A 19,358-nucleotide genomic window follows, 5' to 3' on the forward strand; every position below is an offset into this window, starting at 1 on the left:
CTCTTTGCTGCAACTGCTAATTTTCAAAACTTAGGAAACTGTTCTGCGTTGACAGAAAAGCGACCGGCAGGGGGGGGCGGAAAATACAGAAATGACTGGAATATTGTTCTGCCAAATTTGGTCCAAACTCACCAAATAGGCGTTTTTCAACACAATCAGCCGTTCACGTCGATCGACACAACGGGTGGAAACCCGACATGCGCTGCGCATTGCACAAAGGTCAGCACTGTAGAAACCAGACCTATACCACCAAATAATGAATGGCTGTATTCTTGCGACAGATAAACTTTCAGATTAAAGCCTAATGATGATATCCGATTTTTCTCGGCAATCATCTGTTTTCAATACGTTTAGTCAAAACCAGCAAGAATATCTGCAAGCCAAGTGGCCACATTCAAAACCTTTGCATCCCAACCAATTGGGCCGACGACCTGCACCCCCAAAGGCCGTCCGTCAGATACCTTGAGGCCCGGAACCGTGACACAAGGCCCACCTAAAAGGGACCACAGGCGGTTAAACGCGGGTGAACCGGTCCCCGTTTCATAAAGTGGTGCTGCCCCCGGTGCAGATGGCGTGATGAAAATAGGGGTGTCGCCTAAATCGGTTTCAAAGCAATGTCGCAGCTGAGACATATTTTGTAGATCTGCGTGTTGCTCAACATCTGAACGCGCACGCCCTTCATCCAGCATGCTCTTCAAAGCTGGGCTCAACAGCTCAGGATGGTTTTCCCGTTCATAGGCCAACGCCTGAGAGGCCTCCTGCGCCATAATCTTTGGGTGCGCCTCGATTGCACGCTCATAACGGTCGTCCAAGACAATATCGCGGACGACTGTCTTGGTCTGAAGCATGGCGCACAAAGCATCCCATGCGTTCTGCATATCTGGTTCAACCATACCCCAAACCGGAGACCTGCACAGACCCAGCACAGAGGGCGCATCGGCACCTTTTGTTGCATTCAGAAAAGACTGACCAGTCACAGCGTCGACCAAAAGAGCTGCATCAGACACGCTGCGGGCAAAGACACCGATTGTATCAAAGCTTCGGGATAACTCTTTCACGCCAGATGTATCGATGAGATTAAAACTCGGTTTGTATCCCACAATACCACAATACGCGGCAGGCCGGATCACGGACCCCGCCGTTTGAGTACCAAACGCCAAAGGCACCATACCTGCTGCAACTGCGGCAGCCGACCCACTAGATGAGCCACCAGACGTGTGAGCCAATGACATAGGATTGCGCGTGGGCGCGGGCGTATACGTGGCAAACTCTGTGGTCTGCGTCTTACCCATAGCATAGCCGCCAGCCAAACGCGCCAGAGTAACAACAGACGCATCAACAGCAGAGATTTCACCCGCATAGATCGGCGACCCACACCCACGCGGCATGGAGCGGACGTGGAATAGATCTTTCACACCCAATGGCAATCCGCGCAAAATGCCTGTCCGGTTTGCCCCTGCGAGTTCGGCTTTTGCATGTTGTGGATCGAGATAAGTCCATGCGTGAACATCCGGCTCGATCTGAGCGCAACGCTCCAACAAGGCGTCCAAATACATCTCTGGCGTCAAAGTACCCGCATCGAATGCTGCGAGAACCTCAAGCGCCGTTTGTGGTTCATCGATCATACCGATAGGCCTTTAATGCTCCAACGTCGCATAATTTCGGCATAAATTATGACCGATTCTTGCAGCTTTTTGATTTCACAATATTCATCAGTCATATGCGCAACAGCCGGATCTCCAGGTCCTAAAACGACTGTTGGTAAGTTTCCAAAGGCAGGTGTGAAAATTGAAGCATCAGTGAAATAACTCACGCAGCCCAAACGAGGCCTATCTCCTGTCACATCGGCCACAGCGTCACAAACCTGCCCAAGCCAAGCATTATCGGTGTCAGTCCAGACAGACGGCAAATCGATGATCGGTTCAATGCGCGCACTGTCCCCTAAAAGATGCGCTAAATCTGCACGTACATTTTCGTGTTTCAGTCCTGCCACACTGCGAATATCCACCCCAATCTCGGCGTGATCAGGCACAGAGTTTAGATTTAATCCGCCAGATATAGTCCCAATATTCAAGGTCGGCGCGCCCATGTCAGGATGCGGCGGCACTTTGAAATCAAAGTCGACGAGTTTTTGGATTACATCTGCAGCCTTAACCACAGCATTCACACCTTTTTCAGGCATTGACCCATGTGCCGTTTTGCCTTCGGTCACCACCCGCAACCACAGCGCACCTTTGTGCCCTGCGAGCGGGCGATTTAACGTGGGTTCAGCCACAACCAGCGCGCCTGGAATATGTGAAACACCTTGTGCGACCATAGCTATGGCGCCATCAGAACCGGTTTCTTCGCCAGCGGTAATCAACAACACAACCCCAGGGCCATTGCGCAAAATGTCTGCATGCTTAAGACAAGCAACGACAAAAGCCGCGACGCCTCCCTTCATATCTGTGGTCCCACGACCATACAGCCGACCATTTTCAATGGTGCACGCAAATGGATCGTGTTTCCAAGTCTGCGCGCCCAAAGGCACCGTATCAAGGTGACCAGTAAATCCCAATGGCGCACCAGAACCATTTCCTAGATAGGCGGTCAAATTGGCACGCCCCTCGCCCATATCCGTCAGGTCGGTTTCAAATCCAGCGTCAGCAAGAAGCTTTTGTAGCTCTTGTGCACACGCGCGCTCGTTGCCCGGCGGATTGATCGTATCAAACTGAACCAAATGGCGCGTTAAATCAACGACATCAATCACATCGCTCTGGCCATCGACCTTATCCAAAGTAGGCAGCATAGACGTCCTCGTTTTCTTTTAATTCATCGGCTGTGCCTTGAGCCACCACATGACCACCTGACAAAACGTAGCCATAATCGGCAATCGCAAGCGTTTGACGTACGTTTTGTTCGACCAAGAACACCGTGATGCCGCTGTTGCGAATACCCTCGATAATCTTGAAATTCTCTTTGACATAAAGAGGCGACAGACCCAAAGACGGCTCATCAATTAACAAAATACGCGGCCCGCCCATCAACCCTCTACCAATGGACACCATCGCCTGTTCGCCACCAGACATCGTGCCCGCCAGCTGATCGCGGCGCTCTGCCAATCGAGGGAATGAAGTGAACACTTTGTCCAAGCGTTCGCGGATGAGTGCCTCATTTGATACCTGAAAGGCACCAAGTCGAAGGTTTTCAGTCACGGTGAGCTTCGGAAACATTTTCCGACCTTCAGGAATACATGCGATCCCTTCAGCGACAACTTTGTGGGTGGCAATGTTCGTGATGTCTTTGTTATCGACCAAAATGCGGCCCGAGCGTGGCGGCGTCAAGCCAAGGATTGATCGGATCAATGTCGACTTTCCGGCGCCATTCGAGCCCAACAAACATGTGATCTTGCCCGAAAACACCTCTAGCGAAACATCCATCAAGACATCGGCCTTATCGTAGGCCGCAAAGAGATTTTCAATTTTGATAGAGCTCATTGTATCAATCCATCCCCAAATATGCGCTTTGAACTTCGGAATCAGCCGCAATGTGCGCATAGCTGCCTTCGCAAATTTTTCGGCCATAACTGAGCACGACACATTGATCGCACAGACGTTCGATCACGCCCATTTCGTGCTCAATAATAATGATCGATAGATCGCCCATACGCTCGCGCACAGCCAAAATATCATCCATCATCTGAGCCGTTTCATCATGTGTCATCCCTGCGGATGGCTCATCGAGCAACAATAGCTTAGGCTCAGAAATCAACGCACGGCAAATCTCAATCCGACGGCGTTCGATCATGGGCAGGGACCCAACTGGCTCGAACATCCGATCAGCCAAGTCTGTGGAAAACCCCGCCACGAGGTCGCGAGCTTGTGTGTAGAACTCTTCGATTTGCTCACGCAGCGCACGGCGTTGGAATAAATTAAACCAAAGCCCTGTGTTCAATCGTGCGTGATTGCCAATCATGATGTTGTCATAAATCGACAAAGGCAGGCACAAACGCGAGCGTTGAAATGTGCGCGCGATACCTGCTTCATACACCTTGCGCGCACTCATTCCGGTAATATCAGCCCCGTCAAAGTGCACTTCCCCCTGACTTGGCGCGTAGATGCCCGTCATAAGGTTAAAACTAGTGGTTTTGCCTGAACCATTGGGCCCGATAAGACCAATAATTTCTCCTCGTTTGACCTGCATATCAAACCCGTCCAGCGCGCGAACGCCGCCGAAGTTTTTGCCAAGGTCCTTAAATTCAAGAAGCACGTCGGTCATTATTCCGGTCTCCAATTGGGAAAGTAACTGCGCACTTTGCGCGGTATTAAGCCTTCTGGCCGGAACAGCAGCACAAGGATCACGACGACAGAAAAGAGCAAAAAGCGGTATTCTTGGATGATTTGTAGTTTCTCAGGCAAAATCACCACGATGACGGCTGCCAAAGCAGTCCCCCAGAGGCTTCCCATTCCGCCCAAAAGAACGATTGCGACCATCAAAAGACTATCGGAAAAACTGAAACTGTTTGGTGCGATAAAGCTGATCATCATGCCATACAGCGCGCCGGCGACCCCGACCAGAACGTTACCGAATGTAAATGCCAGTACTTTTGCACGAACAACATTCAACCCGAAACATGCAGATGCCGTTTCATCAAGTCGGACACTATCTAGCGTCAAACCAATCCACGAGCGTTCAAGGCGTTGCACAAACATAAAGGCAAGAGCTGCCAGTCCAGCGCCAAGCAGCGCGTAGTTGACATAAAAGGACATCTCGAGCCCCAAAAACACTGGGCTAGAATTGAAATCCCAGCCAAAGGTTTTCATCGGGCCAACCATCAACCCCTGCGGTCCGCCCAACACATCATTGACCTCCAAAAAGGTCTTGAACATGACGCTAAAAGCGATGGTGACAACAGCAGAATAATGTCCAGCAGTCCGCACCACGGGCACGATCAACAAGCACCCAATCAATGCTGAGAGTACGCCACCAGCAACCAAAATAAGAAGCGGAGGAACCGCGCCGTGATTGGTCAAAACGGCTGCCGTATAAGCCCCGACACCGAAAAAGGACGCGCCTGCGAAATTCACCATGCCAGTCAAGCCAAACTGTACGTTCAGCCCAAAGGCCACAGTCATGTAGAGCAATGTCGTTGTCAGCATGAGCAGTGGGAAATGTTCTTGTCCCAACAAAAAGATCACGGATACCAGTGCCAAAAGAATAGCAATATTCATACTACGCGCATGGCCGCGCATCGCGGCAGACATGCTGGCTTGAAGTCCAGTTTTCCCTAACGTCACGCCCGCCATAGCCGCAAGTGCGACCATGCCAAGCACCGCAAGTTCAGATTCAGCCAATAAGAACTGCCATCCAAAGAGTGCGATCGCAACGATCACGATAAGACCGACCGCCAAAGCCGGCATCCCCATCCAGCGTACATCAGAGTTTGTTTTATTTTGCATTTTGATGTCCCTCACACACGATCACTGCTGCGTTCAGCAATCAATCCAGTCGGCTTCCAAGCCATCAATGCGATCACAACACCAAAAGCGAACACGTCTTTATATGCACTAGCAAAAGGCAGCGCGACGGCCCCAATGGTCTGCAATGCAGCAAACAAAAATCCGCCCAAAATTGCGCCATAGATATTGCCCAGCCCACCAATAATAGCTGCACAAAACCCAATGAGCCCTAACAGCAAACCCATGCCAAAATTGACCTCATTGTAGTAAAGGCCGTTCATGATCCCAGCAAAAGCAGCCGCCCCTGAGCCAATCGCAAAGGTAACCAACACAATCATTGTATAGTTGATGCCCATGATTTTTGCGGTTTCTTCATCTTGAGCCACGGCGCGAATTGCCAAGCCCAGTCGCGTGCGATTGATCACCAAATTCAAACCAATAATCACTGCGACCCCCGCAGCAACAAGAATCACACTATCTGCACGCAACGAGAACCCGCCCAAATCAACAGACGCTGTCGGCAACAAGGCCGGAAAGGCTTTTGGATTTGATCCATCTGGATAAAACAAACGCACAGCTTCGCGAATAGCGGTTCCTAGCATGAGCGTGATCAAAAGAATATTCAGTGGCGGTGCCGATTTCAAAGGCAACACCAGATAGCGCGCAATCACCGCGCCGAGCATTGCGGTGGTCACAATTGACACGATTAAGATCGCCGCAATCATCACCCACGGGTTTTCAATGCCTAGGGACAGCAGGCCAATATAAACTGTAAAACCTGTGAATGACCCCAGCATAAGCACATCGCCATGTGAGAATTTAATCACGTCGAGCACACCAAAAAAAAGTGTAAAACCGACAGCTACTAGAGCATACATCGTTCCCAACATGACGCCATTGGCCAAGTACTGACCAAAAAGACCGATATCCATCGGAGAGCCTCCAAAAATTAAAAAGGGGGCGGGATGTAAAATACACCCAGCCCCAATAAGATCAGACGAATTACTTGCCAGTTAGCGTGCGTGTGCCATCAGCATATTCACTATCTGCCCAGACGACCCATTCACCATCTTGAGCAACATATTCAGTAATCAAAGCCACGGTATTTTGACCGTTGGCATCGAATGTCACCGCTCCTGTGATGGATTCGTGGTCTTGTACATCTGCAAGATAAGCCGTCACATCTTTGCGATCAGGACCAACTTCTTCGACTGCATCCATCAACAAGTTCATTGCCGAGAAAGAAAACGGTCCGTATGCCTCAAACGCTTCGCCAAAGTCAGCTTTTTCATACTCAGCCATGAAGTATTCGCCACCTGGCAATTTTTCAGCAGGCGCACCTTCTAAAAATGTCACAGTGCCTTCAGCCAAGTCGCCGCTCAACCCTTTAAAGTAGGCTTCAGATTTCAAACCAGATGCCCCTTGGAATTGGGCCTCAATACCAAGTTTGTCCATTTGTTGGCGGATACGCACAGCAAGCGGCGTCAAGCCGCCAAAGTACACAACCTCAGGGTTCAACTGTTTGATTTTGGTCAATTCAGCTGTGAAATCCTGTTGATCTGACGTGACGCCAAAGGTTCCAATAATCTCACCACCGTCTTCGGTCAGGTATTTAGAAAAGTAAGTATTGTGGCCTTTGCCATAGTCAGTCGTATCATGAATGATCGCCCAAGTTTTGTACCCTTGGTCTGTCATAAACTCTGCCGCAGCATCATTTTGGTTGATCATCGTACCATTGATACGGTGGACCTCGGTGTAATCATTTCCATAAGTGATGTCAGGCAATACAGCGCCCCATACGATCACAGGCAAGTTGAATTTGTGATAGATATCAACAGCGCCCATCGCCACGGACGAACAGTAATGCGTCACAGCGCCAACAACATCGCGGCTTGCAGCAAGCTTGGTTGCGACCTGTACGCCGACGTTTGGTTTGCACTCATCGTCCAACACTTCCAACTCATACTCGTATTTGGAGTCTGGATTTTGATTGCGCAGAGCAACAGCGAGCTCGGCAGAGTTACGGCCGCCAAGGCCAATGCTAGACACACCGCCAGTCAATGGGCCGATAAAGCCAACCTTTACGGTGTCTTTTGCCATTGCCGCACTTGCGAAACTCAGGGAAAGTGATGCTGCAAGTGCAGCGGAGATGATTGTGCGTCGATTTCCGGCGTATGCCATGACAGTTTTCCTACTTTTAATTCCATAAAATTGCAGCTGACGAAAGATATAGGCTGCTCGGCTTCATGTTTTTGTATGCATGAAGAATTTGAACCACGTTCAAATCAATTTCAAAAATTCCCTTATTTATAGAAATATTTCGATTGTGGTGAAAAAATAAGCAATAAAATGCCCGTTTGATACTCAAACACTCAACAACAGAGGGCTATCACCTGCTGGTTTGCAAAACCTTCAATATCGTTCATACATAAAACCAAGAACCCGCTGAAGATCGAAGGCCAACAATGGAACACCCAAATCAAGGACAAACGCCGATTCAAGATCTCGGCGCGCGCTTACGGAACGAACGACAAAACAAAGGCCTCACACTCAAAAAACTCGCCGACCTTGCCGGCTGCTCTCTATCAATGTTGTCCAAAATAGAAACAGAGCAAGCGTCCCCATCTCTTAAAACCCTGCACCAAATCACGTCTGCTTTGGATACATCTATTTTGCAGCTCTTTGCAGAGGCCGCGGGTCAAGATGTTCGCCATTACCGCCCCGGAGATCGGCCCTCTGTCATCGTGAGACGTCAAAGTGATCAGCCTGCCATCGTGATCGAGCGACTGTCGCCCAGTTACCCTGGCACCAAACTCGATGCCAACATTCATACGCTAGAACCCAAAGCCGACAGCGGCGGAGATATTACGCATGAAGGCGAAGAGATTGGATATGTCCTAGAAGGTTCAGCTGATCTTTTTGTAAATGGCGAGCTTATTTCATTGGTTCAGGGCGATTCATTTTACTTTTCATCGCCCCTCCCACACCGCTACCGCAATACATTTGATGGCACTACACGTATTTTATGGGTGAATACACCGCCAACGTTTTAAGATCGATCTGACAGTGAAAGTTTACGTTTAAACTTAGGCGCCCAGTTTACAGGGACGCACCTTGTAGTGCCATCAGTATGTGAATCCCTCTGAAACATAGAGATTCTTTGCTCGCACGAGATACTCTAAAAGCAAGGACGAGCCTTTGCTAAGACAACCGTGACCATGCGACAGTGTCAAATGTCTGCTTAAATAGAACTCCTTATCCGCTTGTTGAATGTCACTGAGAACTAACCCGGTATTGTCACCGAGATTTGCCCTGCTTCCAGTTATGTATCGCTGGCTATCCCTAGATAGGCGATCACCTGCCGAAGATTGAACCATCTGACCTGCCCCCCAAGGCTCCCTCATTCATAATGAGAGTTTGCGGGTTTGGATTTCATATTCGTGATCGTCTTTTTGGGCAAGCGCGTCGTGCGCGGAGCCCTCAAGTTGCTCAAGCGCCCGGCGCGCTTAAGTGGGCGTTTTGTTCCCGAGAGACGAGTGCGGTCTGACCTGATTGTAGTCGTATCGCCAAAGCGCCAGTTTTCTGCGGGCGTCATCTAAAGTGTCGAAGATTTCCTCATTCAGCAGCTCGTCTCGCAGGCTGCCATTAAAGCTTTCGATGAAGCCATTCTGCTGCGGTTTGCCCGGATCGATGTAATGCCAATCCACGTCGTTATCGCCAGCCCACTTCAGGATCGCGCGACTGGTAAACTCCGTCCCGTTGTCACTGACAATACAAGCAGGCTTTCCGTAGACGCGCACCAGTGCGTCCAATTCACGGGCAACCCGCGCGCCAGAGATGCTGGTATCGGCCATCAGGCACAGGTTCTCACGGCAGCAGTCGTCATTCACTGCCAGCATGCGAAACTTACGAGATGCGCCGAACGTATCAGACACAAAATCCAACGATCCCGTTGACCGGCAGGTGGTTGCAACCAACCACCGAGAGGGGGCGCTCGCCTGGGCGCAAAGCCACGGGCATAGGTGTCCGCGATCCACGCGCACGTTTACGGCCTCTGCGCCGCCGGACACCCAGCTTTTCCTCGGTGTAGAGACGATACAGTTTCTTGTGGTTCATAATCATGCCTTTGCGTTCCAACAAAACACCAATCCGGCGATAGCCGAACCGACGCCGTTTGCTGGCAATCGCCTTCATCTCTTCGCGAACTTCAGGTTTATCCGGCGGCTTGTCACGCCGGACGGTCTTGGGATCGACACCAACAAGCCTGCACGCTCGACGTTGCGAGATATCATGATCCCGCATTGCCTTGCGTGCTACAGCCCGTCGCAAACTCGGTGTCGTCAGTTCTTTCCCAGCAAATCTTTCAACACAACATTGTCGAGCATCGTGTCCGCCAGAAGGCGCTTCAGCTTGGCGTTCTCGTCCTCCAGCGACTTAAGGCGATGGGTGTCAGAAACGTTCATGCCGCCATATTTGGCCTTGAATTTGTAGAACGAAGCAGGGCTCAGGCCATGTCTGCGACACACCTCTGCCGTCGGCATCCCAGCTTCCTGTTCTTTGATCATCCTGATTATTTGGGCTTCAGTAAAACGACTCTGTCGCATTTGTTTGCTCCTTCGAAGGTTGAGCAAACTCTACATCAAACTGAGGGAAGTTTCGGGGAGCAGGTCACAGCCATTGCCACTTCTCCGAAACAAGAGGCATTGAACTTCCGCTGTTGTGCGAAGTACACTCAAGATACGTCCGTCTACATTGCATTTTAACTTAGACGACACGGCCAGATAACTGCGCCAAGAACTTTTCAATACCTTGTTATTTAAGGAAGTAATTTTTGTTTTCGTCAGTCCGCCTTATCAATTATGACTATGGTCAGCCATTTTTCTGACAGCATTTATTCCAACCCTATACTCCACCGTTAGGATATATTTTCTCAATAGCCTTCCCGATACTTGGAGTCTTTCGATCGCAGCACAGGCAGCATGGCTGGGCCTTACGTACGAGGTCGTGCAAGAAGCTCTTTTATTGCCGCTCTATTACCTATTTGGCCAAGCAATCGGGAGTCGAGTTGAGCTGCGCGATAGGGTAAGCACTTCTCTTCTTGTAACATTAGCAGCTTATGCGGTGCTAACGCTCGGGATACTGTTTGGCGCGGACTGGTTGACCAAGGCGATGGCCCAGCAAGTAGACCTGCAGGTTACTACCTCTCACTACATCAGTCTTGAAGCCATTGGATACATGGTCGGCGCGCTCAACGACATTTGCATTATTGTCATTGTCGCGCTTTCGCGGCAAAGGTTGCTGATTGGCTTCGCGTGTCCGCAAAATCTGGACTGGAATCCGCCGTTCGTAATCTCGCATTTTCATTGATGATCCTGCGCTTGATGAATGAAGTGGATGAGGCGGGTGTTTTCTGGGTGGCTAACAGCTTTATTTGGGGCTGGCTTCTATTGCCGGTGCTTACCCTCGGAATCCTTCTTCGCCAGGATGCGGGTAATCATGCTGGGCGACTTGAGGGGCGCCTTGCGGGCTACCTTTGGATAGTTGGTGGGGTAGTTTGCCTCTGGGTCCTGTCGATCCTAGCATGGTCTTGGTTTATCAGCACTATCATGGCCTCACCCGAGCCGGAGCGCATTGTGTCGCTCGTGCTGCTCATGCTTGGGTTTTACGTGGTCTTCGCCTTGAACCATATCCTCGACAGTTACCTATATGGTATGGGACGAACGGATTTGATGCTCTACCAGTCACTTTTCGTCAGCGTCGTCTATTATGGCGCAGCCCTCCTTGCTTATTGGACAGGTATTTTCGTTCCGGATCTGCAAAAGATTGCGTTGCTGTTCGGAGGCGGCATCGTTGCCGACAGCGCCCTGACACTGTGGCAGGTGCGCAAGGCTGGGTATTTTAGATTGGCTACATGAAACTATGTAGGCACAGGAATCCTGTAGACCGCGTGATCACATTTCATGACTGCCAAGTACGTGAACGGCCCTTAGGCTCAAGATAGAAATTACCCGTTACCGTCTGGGTTGTCGGGTAACGGTATTGGCATCATAGCCGATACCATCAATAGCAAGCCGTTGCCGTCATGGCAGATCGTGGAAGGAGGCAGGTTGTGCAATGAATTGCAATGAAACTCCCTAACCCTAATGAAACTGGCGCGAAGTTTGAGTGTATTTACTCAGTAAAATAAGAGGTTTTGTGTCATCCCAGTGCCCGCCGAAGGCAGAGGCCGCAGGTTCGAATCCTCTCGGGTGCACCATTTTGCTTTTCAGTAAAAATCATCCAAAAACCTAAAGATTACAGACATTTGCGGGGTTAGAAATCCATTTTGGCGATCATAGGTCAATGGGGCTTTAAATGCCAATCCGAGCACTGTTTTCTTGAGTGTCAGGTCTACATTTTCCCAGATATTCCAAGGGTTTGACAGGAATTGTACCGCGAGTTCGAAAATTTGCTCGGATGTGCGCTTTGATGTGGATTTTTTCTCCCGCTTTTCAATCAAAACTAATTTTTCTTGCTCTAGCTTGGTGATCTTCGTCTCATAGGCAGATGACGGTGGGGTTGCTGGTTTCAGCGATGCGGGCCAACAACGCGTCGAGTTGTTTGTCGGTTTGCCATTTGACGAGTCAGCTCAGCTTTTATCGCATCGGCTTCCTGATCTGGATTGCGTTGAGCTTCGTCCCAAACAGCGGCTTTCGCTTGGAGTAACTCAAACATTGCGCGATTGATCAGGGAGTAATCCGGCCCATCTGCACGTTCGATATGCAATGCACTTAGTGCAAACGGGCTCTCTTCTAAAGCCGAGGCGAGGTCTTCAACAACATTGCAGACACGATCGAAGCGCTTGCTGAAATCATCTGACATGGAATGCTTTTCGGCGAAGCAGCATTGCCCGCTAGGGTTAAAATTCTGTCACTTCCTAAAGATAAGCTTTCCAATTCAAATGACATTTCTTTCGCAAAAGGCTGGTCCAGCGTAGTGCCAGAGGCAGAGTTTCTTACTCGAACATCCGCGCCTTTCGGCTGCCGCAAAAACATTAACGACGAGAATAGGATCATCGCTATGGTCTGCCATGCGCGGTACTATAACCATAAGACTTGACCGCCTAGGTCATACATTTGGTCGTCGATACGTTACTTCAAACTGCCAGAGAACCCATCCGGCCCAGCCAAGAAATCCAGAAAACTTCTTACCTTTGTAGGTAGATAGCTACGATCAGCGTAAATAGCTTGAATATGCAATTTCGGCCATGCAATCGTTGGTAATACTGCTTCAAGTCGGCCGTCTTTTACATCGTTCTGGGCTGACCAGTTCGGAAGCATGGCAAAGCCCATGCCAGCAACAGCCGCTTGATGAAGAATGCTTTCGTTAGAGCTTGTCAAAATTGGTCGGAGTTTAATATCCATCCCCTCTTCGCCACCAAATTTGATACGTCCGTCCGCTGCAACTTGAGAATAGGCAAGCATTGGGGCGTTGTTCAGATCTTCTGAAGTTTTGGGGCGGCCAAAGTTGTCTAAAAATGAAGGGGCTGCCACCAGCTGAAACGTGACCTCCGCCAGTTTTCGTGCGATCAGCCCATCGTCCAATTTGAACGCAACGCGCAGTGCCAGATCAACACCTTCTTCTACCATATTAATCTTGCGGCCACTCAGGTCGATATCAAAAGTCACATGCGGGTTTTTCTGATGATAGGCGGTCAGTATTTTCGCAAAGGCCGGATTGGACATCCAAGCAGGCATCGACATTTTGAGCGTACCGCGCGGCGAAAGGCTGTCTGTCGTCAATTGCGCTTCGGCTTCGGTAAGCCCGTCAAGCAAAGGGCGGATTGTTTGTAAATACTGCGCGCCGGCCTCGGTCAGGCTCACGTTCCGGCTGTTGCGATTGAGCAGGCGCGCACCGACGCGCGCCTCGACATGTTTGACGTGTTTACTCGTCATTGCAGGCGAGAGGCCAAGTCGTTGCGCCACGGCGGAAAAGTTTTTGTGTTCTGCAACTTCGGCAAAAACACGCAGGCTTAGAAGTGTGTCCATTATCAACTCTCAGTAAACGGTGGATCAATAAATAACCTAATGATGTCGCGAGGGGAATGGTTTATTACTGTTCTCATCATAACTCGCTGCAGAAGCGATTTTTAGAAAGAGAACGACATGAAAACGATTGACACAAACCCCGTACAAACCAGTAAACGCTGGCATATTGGCCTCTGGGTCGCCCAAGGCCTACTGGCTGCAATGTTCCTGATGGCAGGCGCGACAAAGTTGATGTCCGGATCGGCCGAATTGGTCGCCATGGGCATGGGCTGGGCCGAAAACGCGCCCTTCTTATTGATCAAGTTTATTGGTCTTGCCGAAGTTGCGGGCGCGCTTGGTCTTATCCTTCCGGCTGCCACCCGCATTATGCCGCATCTGACAAAATGGGCTGCAGGTGGTCTGTGTGTTGTTATGGTTTTGGCCTCTGGCGTCCACATTTCTCGCGGTGAATTCGAAGTGGTTCCAGTCAATGCCATTTTGTTCGCACTCGCCGCTTTGGTTGTTTGGGGACGCACAAACAAGGCACCAATCGCACCACGCGGTTAATCCATCACATCTCGCGCTCCGGTTTCTCCGGCTGGGGCGCACCTTTACTCAAAAGGTTGCTTTCGATGCTACATACCCCTCTCTCTGCCAACACTGGCCACTCCACGCAGATTGACCGCCTGTCTTGGGGCGTTGTCGAACTTCAGGTAACCAACCTTGATCGTGCGATTGCATTTTGGACAAATGCATTGGGGCTGATTGTGCGTGACAATCAGGTGTCAGGCGCAGCACTTGGCACGCAAGACAAAACTCTCTTCATCCTGCATGCTGGCGCAAAAACTCCTGTCGCAGCGCCCTATACGGGCATGTATCACGTCGCGATTGGCGTAAGCAGTCAGGTTGAGTTTTCGCGTACGCTCGCACGCCTGATTCACCTGAAGGTGCAAGTCGGGCCGACGGATCACTTGCTGGCAAAATCGCTGTACCTCCATGATCCAGATGGTCTGGAAATCGAAATCACTTATGAGACGCCCGAACGGTTTTCCCATTTTGGCGACATGAACCAAGGGCTGACGTTATACGATGTTGACGGCAACACGCATTCTGGCCGAGGACCGCTGGATGTCAAATCCGAGCTCGCCCATGCTGCAGGCGTAGACCCGATGGCCCCTTTGGCCGATGACAGCTACCTCGCACATTTGCACTTCAAAGTGGCAGCACTTGAGCCTGCTTTGGATTGGTTCGAGACCCTTGGTTTTAAGCGTCACCTGACGTTGGACAATTGGGGTTTTGCCGATATGGGCGCGGGCGCTCCCAACACGCACCGTTTGGCCATGAATATCTGGGCCGGTCCCAATAACCCGCCTATGCCGCAAGATATGGCTGGGTTGGTGCGCTACGAGTTATTCACACATGGAGAGGTTCTCGCCTCACCACATCTGCGCCAAGACGGCGATGCCTTGCGCGGAACCGACCCCACAGGCGTTCAAGTCACACTTCGACCAAGCAAATAAGAGATCACGATGACCTCTTCCCCACAGTCTACCGCCCCGCACAGATTATTTTGCACTGGGTCGTCTTCGCGGCAATCTGGGTGCAATGGCTCTTCAACAAGCCTATGAAACGCACCATTGAGGCCATGCAAACAGGCAACACTCCTGCTGGCAACGATATGACAATGGCCTGGATTTATGTGGGCTTTTGATCGACGGTCTTTCTTGCTGTGATGGCACGGCTTTATCTGCGCTACCACTACGGTGCGCCTGGTCACGCCCCAGGCACATTCCCGATGCAGGACAAGATTGCCACAATTGTACACTGGTCGCTTTACGGCACGATGATTGGTATGGTGATCACAGGTGGGATGACATGGAACGATTAAGGCGTCACTGACCACAGTTGTTGATGAACTGCCAGCCTTTACATCTGGACCGGCTGGGTTGCGTTTATCATCTTCGTGCCGCTGGCGCTGACATCAATGGATTACTGCGTGCGCAAAATGGGCACGTGGTGGAAGTGGTTGCAACGTTGGACCTATGCCGCAGCTGTGTTGACACTGGTGCACTGGGCCGCTTTGCATAATTGGAATGGCGCGGTACCGCCCTTGTCCACTTTGGCCCCCTGATCGCGCTTGAGGTTTATCGTGTCTGGTACTGGTATCTGCGGCTACGGCCCGCAGTGGCATAGCGACTGCCTCGACGCCTTGGATCAAGGCATCATGCAGGGCGAAGGGGTTTAATTCTCAAGCGACGCTTTCATCGTGTACTTTTGCAGTCATCAAAAAGGGATGTAATTGCAAAGCCGACGTCCGCTTGCCGCGGTTCGCCGCCATTCGCACGTGCCGCAGCATCGGTCAGTTTTAGCTCGAAACGGCAGTCTGCTGCGACCACGTCCAAGGTCTGCTCAGTGCCGTTCGCTGCGTGGATTAATGGCAGCTAACTGCACTTGATATTGCGCGGCCCTGTAGTGGTTAAATTTAACGGACAGTCTTGTTTTGTTCTCTGCGTTGTTGCGCACGTTTAGATGACGTTTCTTGGTCGGCTTGAGTACGGTATTTTTGAACCATTGTCAGAGTTTTGTGCCCCGTTACTGCTTGGATTTCGCTGTCGGAGCATCCGGCCTCAGCAAGTAGTTTGGCTGCTGTGTCGCGCCAGCCATGAGGCACAAGGCGATCTTTGCCACCCATGATTCCGATGGCACCCCGCACGTCTTCCACTGATTTTTGAATTTGGCGCTTACCAATGGGCTGCGTAAGGTTTTTTGGGAAGATATGGCGCCCTTTTCGGGGGAGTGATCCAAGATATTGTTGCAGGCGTTCTGGGCAATAAACGCGTAGCTTGGCCTTCGTCTTATCCTGGATAACATTCATGAATTCGCCGTCAAAATCATCCCAAGCCATCTTCGCACAATCGCCGATGCGTTGACCTGTGCCGATAGCCACCTCAAATGCCGTGAGCGCAGTTGTTAGATCGTTGGTCAAACAGGAGCGCTCAAAGGCAAGGAGCTTTACGTCTGGCCATGCTTCATACGAGCCGCCAGATAATTTTGAGATGTCCACGACGGGACGCGGTTGGGTGGGGTTTGTCCTTTTTGAAATTGCGTGGCTGCACTGTTTGGATGCGCGCCAATTTTCTTACCTTTGTTCCAAGATACTTTCCCCGCATGAAAACGTCCTGTTCGTCCGGTGAGCCAGCCGTTGCGTTTGCATAGGCCTTGGCAGGGCCACTTTGTTGACGAGATCAAGGAACACTGATGTCGGCATGTCCAACAGCCTTGCTGCATTTTTTTCTGCCACGGCGATTGGTAAAGCTTGCCCCATGTCGATCCCCTTTCATTTTGATTTATAGACGGTCATGCCGCATGGGATGAGGCCGCAGAGCACGGCCCACACCAATGCGTCACGCTTCTGGCGTGCCTTTGAATAGCGTCAGATCTGTATGCGCGACGGCGAGGTCGAGGGACTCATCGAAGGACGCCTCGAACGCTTTCTCGGGGTTGTCGATCGACAGGATGAACTTCACCTGACCGCCGGACTTGCGGTAGCGAAAGCGCACGGGCATGCGGTACAGCGGGCCGTTCAAAAACACCGGGATTGCAATGATGATTAGGTTTGGCAGGTTCAGCGGCTGACCATTGAGGCCTTTGTGCTCATTGATGAACTTCATTCCCGCTTCGCCCGTATCGCGGTTGGTGGTTAGTTTTAGATCACTGGTTTCATTGACGAGGAACTGTTTGGACATTTGCAGAAGCTGCGTGAGCTGGCCGTATCGCCCTTCAATCTTGCAGGCCGTTTCAATCAGGCGGTTTTCCCAATCGTCGTTGTTGTCGTCCTGTACGCCGGCAAGGATCGCGGGTGTCGGATCCATGATGTTCTTGGCCTGCGTCTCAATAAATTCGCCCATGTCGTCTTTTTCGAGCGGCGTGGATGCCGTTGTTCTGCGACTGGCAGCACGTCAAGAGTTTGAGGCGTTTGAACGCAAAGTCGGTCGCGGCGTGGCAATGCCGATGCGCAAGGTCCGCCCGTCAAAACGCGGGGCAGGGCGCGTGTGCAAGATGATCTCGGACTTGGACGCGGTGCGGGCCGTGTGCTTGCTGGGCCTGTCAATGAGTGAAGTGCTGCGCAAATATGAGTGGACGGAGCTCACGCAACAGCGCCGCGCTGCGAGCGGCCCTGCGGGATGCTCTGGACCGCATGCAGGGCTACGGCGTATAGGGCGCATCGACCGCAAGAAAATAGAGCTGCATTTCCACAAAGGGGGGGGAGGGTCAAAAGTCCGGAAGGTTTTTAACCCTAGACCCGTGCTTCCCTTACGTCACTACAGCGCAGCGGTGAACAAGTATTTGCGCAGCAATGGTTTGTTGCCTGAGGGCGTCACGATTGGCGGCGCACGGCACAGTTGGGAAGGCGGCATGAAACGTGCGGGCTATGAAATGGATGACCGTGGGGAGCTGATGGCGCACTCACGCAAAGCGCGCCGTGGTCGCGAAGTTTACGGCGATGGGATGGGATAACGAAGGACACAAATTGGCGGATTTTTACTCCGCTACGACTGCGATGCGCAGCCGCCCTAGATATCATAGTCGGGATTGCTTGTGAGCCCGCGCAAGCAGAATTAGAGGGAGCAGCGCGGATACCTCGCCAAGCGGTCCATCGTTTACGCAATGAAGTTAATAGGTTCTGAGACTAGCTTTGCGAAAATTGCAAATAAGAAGGGAAGTCTGTGGGGGGGGCGATTATTGCGGTAATTTTCAATTGCGCGATCGTGCGATTGCAGGCTTTTTCGAGGTGTTGTGCTAGCATGTCGGAGGCCGTTGATGTTGAGCCTGAAAGCGCGAGTTCAATCACGTGACCGAGTTCCATGATGGACTGCGTGTCTGGCGGTAGGCCAAGAGAAAACAGGGCGGATTGGCAGGCTTCCAACGCTAATTTGTTGTTGCTAGCCACCGTCGCGAGGTCTTCATTCGACGTGGACAAAATCACCATGTCGAAAAATTGTTTGTCGATTGCGGTCCATTTCTCAGAGGTTATCGGTTCTCCCCGAGGCAATGCTCCGATTTCTTGTGCAAGGTCTTGCAAATGTCGGTGAGGCAGTTTGGACGAGGCAAGGGCAGCAACTTCCAAAATCTTGCGCAGTTCGTATTTGTCTCTGATTTTCTTGGACGAAAGCGGTTCGACGACCCAACGCGAGGTGCGGTTTTTTTGAACTAACCCGCGCTCTTGTAGGCGCGCCAAGACATCGCGAACGATGGTGCGTGAAACATGATATTCCTCGGCCATCAAAGTTTCAAAGATGCGGCAGCGGCCAAACACTGGACTGCGCGTCACATGAAACGCCACATCATCGTACACTCTAAGCCAGCTAGGTTTGCCTGACTCTTCCTGCGCGTTGCTATGTACCAAAGTTATTTCGCGTAAGTTGGCGCGTTTTGGAGATGTATCTCCACCAGAGACTAAGAACCCACGCCCTGCAAAACGTTCGATCAAGGTTTCTGTTTCGATAATTTCTAGCGCTCGTTTGATGGTGGCGCGCGACATGTCTAGTCGATCCGCCAGCGCTCCCTCTTGAAGGACCAGACCAGGGTAGAGGTGACCGAGCTCAATGTTATTTCGAATGAAATTTGAAGCAACCTCAAAGAGCGGCATGCGCTTTTCGGGGGTGTGTTTTTCAATTTTCTGTGTCTCTGAGATGACCATTTCTGCCTCTTCAATGCCAGTTTAGAACATACGTCACGGTTGCTTTTCTGAAAAGTGTTTAATTTTTGCATGCAAAAATCAATAATGATTATTTTTTGTGCTTCCTTATTTAGTTTATTATTTTCAATTCATTAAGTGTAATTTAGATGCAAATTTTTAGGGATAAATTTGTTGTTCACTAAGAAAAAATCATTATTCACTTTACGAATCCGT

General features: G+C 50.9%; 21 protein-coding genes and 1 pseudogene. 8 read left to right on the plus strand and 14 right to left on the minus strand.

Annotated elements, in window-relative coordinates:
• Positions 1 to 350: 350 nt before the first annotated feature.
• The 7 genes from BM025_RS03280 to BM025_RS03310 all read right to left on the minus strand — a co-directional run bounded on the left by BM025_RS03280 (position 351) and on the right by BM025_RS03310 (position 7,619).
• Positions 351 to 1,625, minus strand: a complete 1,275-nt coding sequence (locus tag BM025_RS03280; protein ID WP_085847940.1) for an amidase — start codon at positions 1,623 to 1,625, stop codon at positions 351 to 353.
• Positions 1,622 to 2,788 carry a M20 family metallopeptidase gene (locus BM025_RS03285; protein WP_085847939.1) on the minus strand — a complete coding sequence of 389 codons (1,167 nt, stop codon included), beginning with the start codon at positions 2,786 to 2,788 and terminating at the stop codon, positions 1,622 to 1,624. Before BM025_RS03285 ends, BM025_RS03280 begins: the two co-directional genes overlap by 4 nt.
• Positions 2,769 to 3,476, minus strand: a complete 708-nt coding sequence (locus BM025_RS03290) for an ABC transporter ATP-binding protein (protein WP_085847938.1) — start codon at positions 3,474 to 3,476, stop codon at positions 2,769 to 2,771. Before BM025_RS03290 ends, BM025_RS03285 begins: the two co-directional genes overlap by 20 nt.
• 4 nt (positions 3,477 to 3,480) lie before the next feature.
• Positions 3,481 to 4,257, minus strand: coding sequence for an ABC transporter ATP-binding protein (locus BM025_RS03295; RefSeq protein WP_085847937.1), 777 nt, complete (start codon positions 4,255 to 4,257; stop codon positions 3,481 to 3,483).
• Positions 4,257 to 5,438 (minus strand): branched-chain amino acid ABC transporter permease, encoded by a 1,182-nt coding sequence (locus BM025_RS03300; RefSeq protein WP_211753551.1) that lies wholly within the window; start codon positions 5,436 to 5,438, stop codon positions 4,257 to 4,259. Before BM025_RS03300 ends, BM025_RS03295 begins: the two co-directional genes overlap by 1 nt.
• Positions 5,439 to 5,449: 11 nt before the next feature.
• Positions 5,450 to 6,370, minus strand: coding sequence for a branched-chain amino acid ABC transporter permease (locus BM025_RS03305; RefSeq protein ID WP_085847936.1), 921 nt, complete (start codon positions 6,368 to 6,370; stop codon positions 5,450 to 5,452).
• A 70-nt stretch (positions 6,371 to 6,440) separates the two neighbouring features.
• Positions 6,441 to 7,619, minus strand: coding sequence for a branched-chain amino acid ABC transporter substrate-binding protein (locus tag BM025_RS03310; protein ID WP_085847935.1), 1,179 nt, complete (start codon positions 7,617 to 7,619; stop codon positions 6,441 to 6,443).
• A 284-nt stretch (positions 7,620 to 7,903) separates the two neighbouring features.
• Here BM025_RS03310 and BM025_RS03315 point away from each other — a divergent pair, with 284 nt between their 5' ends.
• Positions 7,904 to 8,491 carry a cupin domain-containing protein gene (locus BM025_RS03315; protein ID WP_085847934.1) on the plus strand — a complete coding sequence of 196 codons (588 nt, stop codon included), beginning with the start codon at positions 7,904 to 7,906 and terminating at the stop codon, positions 8,489 to 8,491.
• Between the two features lie 351 nt (positions 8,492 to 8,842).
• Here BM025_RS03315 and BM025_RS03320 read toward each other — a convergent pair.
• Positions 8,843 to 10,042, minus strand: a pseudogene (locus tag BM025_RS03320) (IS3 family transposase).
• A 400-nt stretch (positions 10,043 to 10,442) separates the two neighbouring features.
• On the opposite strand from BM025_RS03320, the gene BM025_RS19315 reads away from it, so the two are divergent.
• Positions 10,443 to 10,805 (plus strand): hypothetical protein, encoded by a 363-nt coding sequence (locus BM025_RS19315; protein ID WP_211753552.1) that lies wholly within the window; start codon positions 10,443 to 10,445, stop codon positions 10,803 to 10,805.
• Positions 10,805 to 11,353 carry a hypothetical protein gene (locus BM025_RS19320; RefSeq protein WP_211753553.1) on the plus strand — a complete coding sequence of 183 codons (549 nt, stop codon included), beginning with the start codon at positions 10,805 to 10,807 and terminating at the stop codon, positions 11,351 to 11,353. The genes BM025_RS19315 and BM025_RS19320 overlap by 1 nt, the downstream gene beginning before the upstream one ends.
• Positions 11,354 to 11,703: 350 nt before the next feature.
• Here BM025_RS19320 and BM025_RS03330 read toward each other — a convergent pair whose 3' ends face one another.
• The 3 genes from BM025_RS03330 to BM025_RS03340 all read right to left on the minus strand — a co-directional run bounded on the left by BM025_RS03330 (position 11,704) and on the right by BM025_RS03340 (position 13,465).
• The gene (locus tag BM025_RS03330) at positions 11,704 to 11,937 is read right to left on the minus strand and encodes a hypothetical protein (RefSeq protein WP_085847933.1); all 234 of its coding nucleotides are present in this window, start codon (positions 11,935 to 11,937) and stop codon (positions 11,704 to 11,706) included.
• A 68-nt stretch (positions 11,938 to 12,005) separates the two neighbouring features.
• A complete protein-coding gene (locus BM025_RS03335; RefSeq protein WP_085847932.1) occupies positions 12,006 to 12,299 on the minus strand; it encodes a hypothetical protein in 294 nt (97 codons plus the stop codon).
• Positions 12,300 to 12,568: 269 nt separating this feature from the next.
• Complete coding sequence (locus BM025_RS03340; protein ID WP_085847931.1) at positions 12,569 to 13,465, minus strand: LysR family transcriptional regulator; 897 nt, start codon at positions 13,463 to 13,465, stop codon at positions 12,569 to 12,571.
• A gap of 117 nt (positions 13,466 to 13,582) precedes the next feature.
• Between BM025_RS03340 and BM025_RS03345 the strand changes: the two genes are divergently transcribed.
• The 4 genes from BM025_RS03345 (at position 13,583) to BM025_RS19415 (ending at position 15,575) form a co-directional block, all read left to right on the plus strand.
• Positions 13,583 to 14,011 carry a DoxX family protein gene (locus BM025_RS03345; protein WP_085847930.1) on the plus strand — a complete coding sequence of 143 codons (429 nt, stop codon included), beginning with the start codon at positions 13,583 to 13,585 and terminating at the stop codon, positions 14,009 to 14,011.
• 65 nt (positions 14,012 to 14,076) lie between these two features.
• Positions 14,077 to 14,964, plus strand: a complete 888-nt coding sequence (locus BM025_RS03350; RefSeq protein ID WP_085847929.1) for a VOC family protein — start codon at positions 14,077 to 14,079, stop codon at positions 14,962 to 14,964.
• A gap of 212 nt (positions 14,965 to 15,176) precedes the next feature.
• Positions 15,177 to 15,332 carry a hypothetical protein gene (locus tag BM025_RS19325; RefSeq protein WP_211753554.1) on the plus strand — a complete coding sequence of 52 codons (156 nt, stop codon included), beginning with the start codon at positions 15,177 to 15,179 and terminating at the stop codon, positions 15,330 to 15,332.
• A gap of 75 nt (positions 15,333 to 15,407) precedes the next feature.
• Entirely contained in the window at positions 15,408 to 15,575 is a 168-nt protein-coding gene (locus tag BM025_RS19415; RefSeq protein WP_306455976.1) for a hypothetical protein, read from the plus strand.
• A 351-nt stretch (positions 15,576 to 15,926) separates the two neighbouring features.
• Here BM025_RS19415 and BM025_RS03360 read toward each other — a convergent pair whose 3' ends face one another.
• Together BM025_RS03360 and BM025_RS03370 are read right to left on the minus strand one after the other, a co-directional pair.
• Positions 15,927 to 16,508 carry a tyrosine-type recombinase/integrase gene (locus BM025_RS03360; protein WP_280139320.1) on the minus strand — a complete coding sequence of 194 codons (582 nt, stop codon included), beginning with the start codon at positions 16,506 to 16,508 and terminating at the stop codon, positions 15,927 to 15,929.
• A gap of 340 nt (positions 16,509 to 16,848) precedes the next feature.
• Entirely contained in the window at positions 16,849 to 17,352 is a 504-nt protein-coding gene (locus tag BM025_RS03370) for a DUF2303 family protein (RefSeq protein ID WP_085847926.1), read from the minus strand.
• Between BM025_RS03370 and BM025_RS03375 the strand changes: the two genes are divergently transcribed.
• Positions 17,351 to 17,962, plus strand: a complete 612-nt coding sequence (locus BM025_RS03375; protein ID WP_085847925.1) for a hypothetical protein — start codon at positions 17,351 to 17,353, stop codon at positions 17,960 to 17,962. The two genes, BM025_RS03370 and BM025_RS03375, sit on opposite strands and share 2 nt — an antisense overlap.
• A gap of 172 nt (positions 17,963 to 18,134) precedes the next feature.
• Here the strand turns inward: BM025_RS03375 and BM025_RS03380 are convergent, their stop codons facing one another.
• Positions 18,135 to 19,145 (minus strand): GntR family transcriptional regulator, encoded by a 1,011-nt coding sequence (locus BM025_RS03380; protein WP_085847924.1) that lies wholly within the window; start codon positions 19,143 to 19,145, stop codon positions 18,135 to 18,137.
• Between the last annotated feature and the right edge of the window lie 213 nt (positions 19,146 to 19,358).

Source organism: Pacificibacter marinus, assembly GCF_900109555.1.
Classification (GTDB): Bacteria; Pseudomonadota; Alphaproteobacteria; order Rhodobacterales; family Rhodobacteraceae; genus Celeribacter; species Celeribacter marinus_C.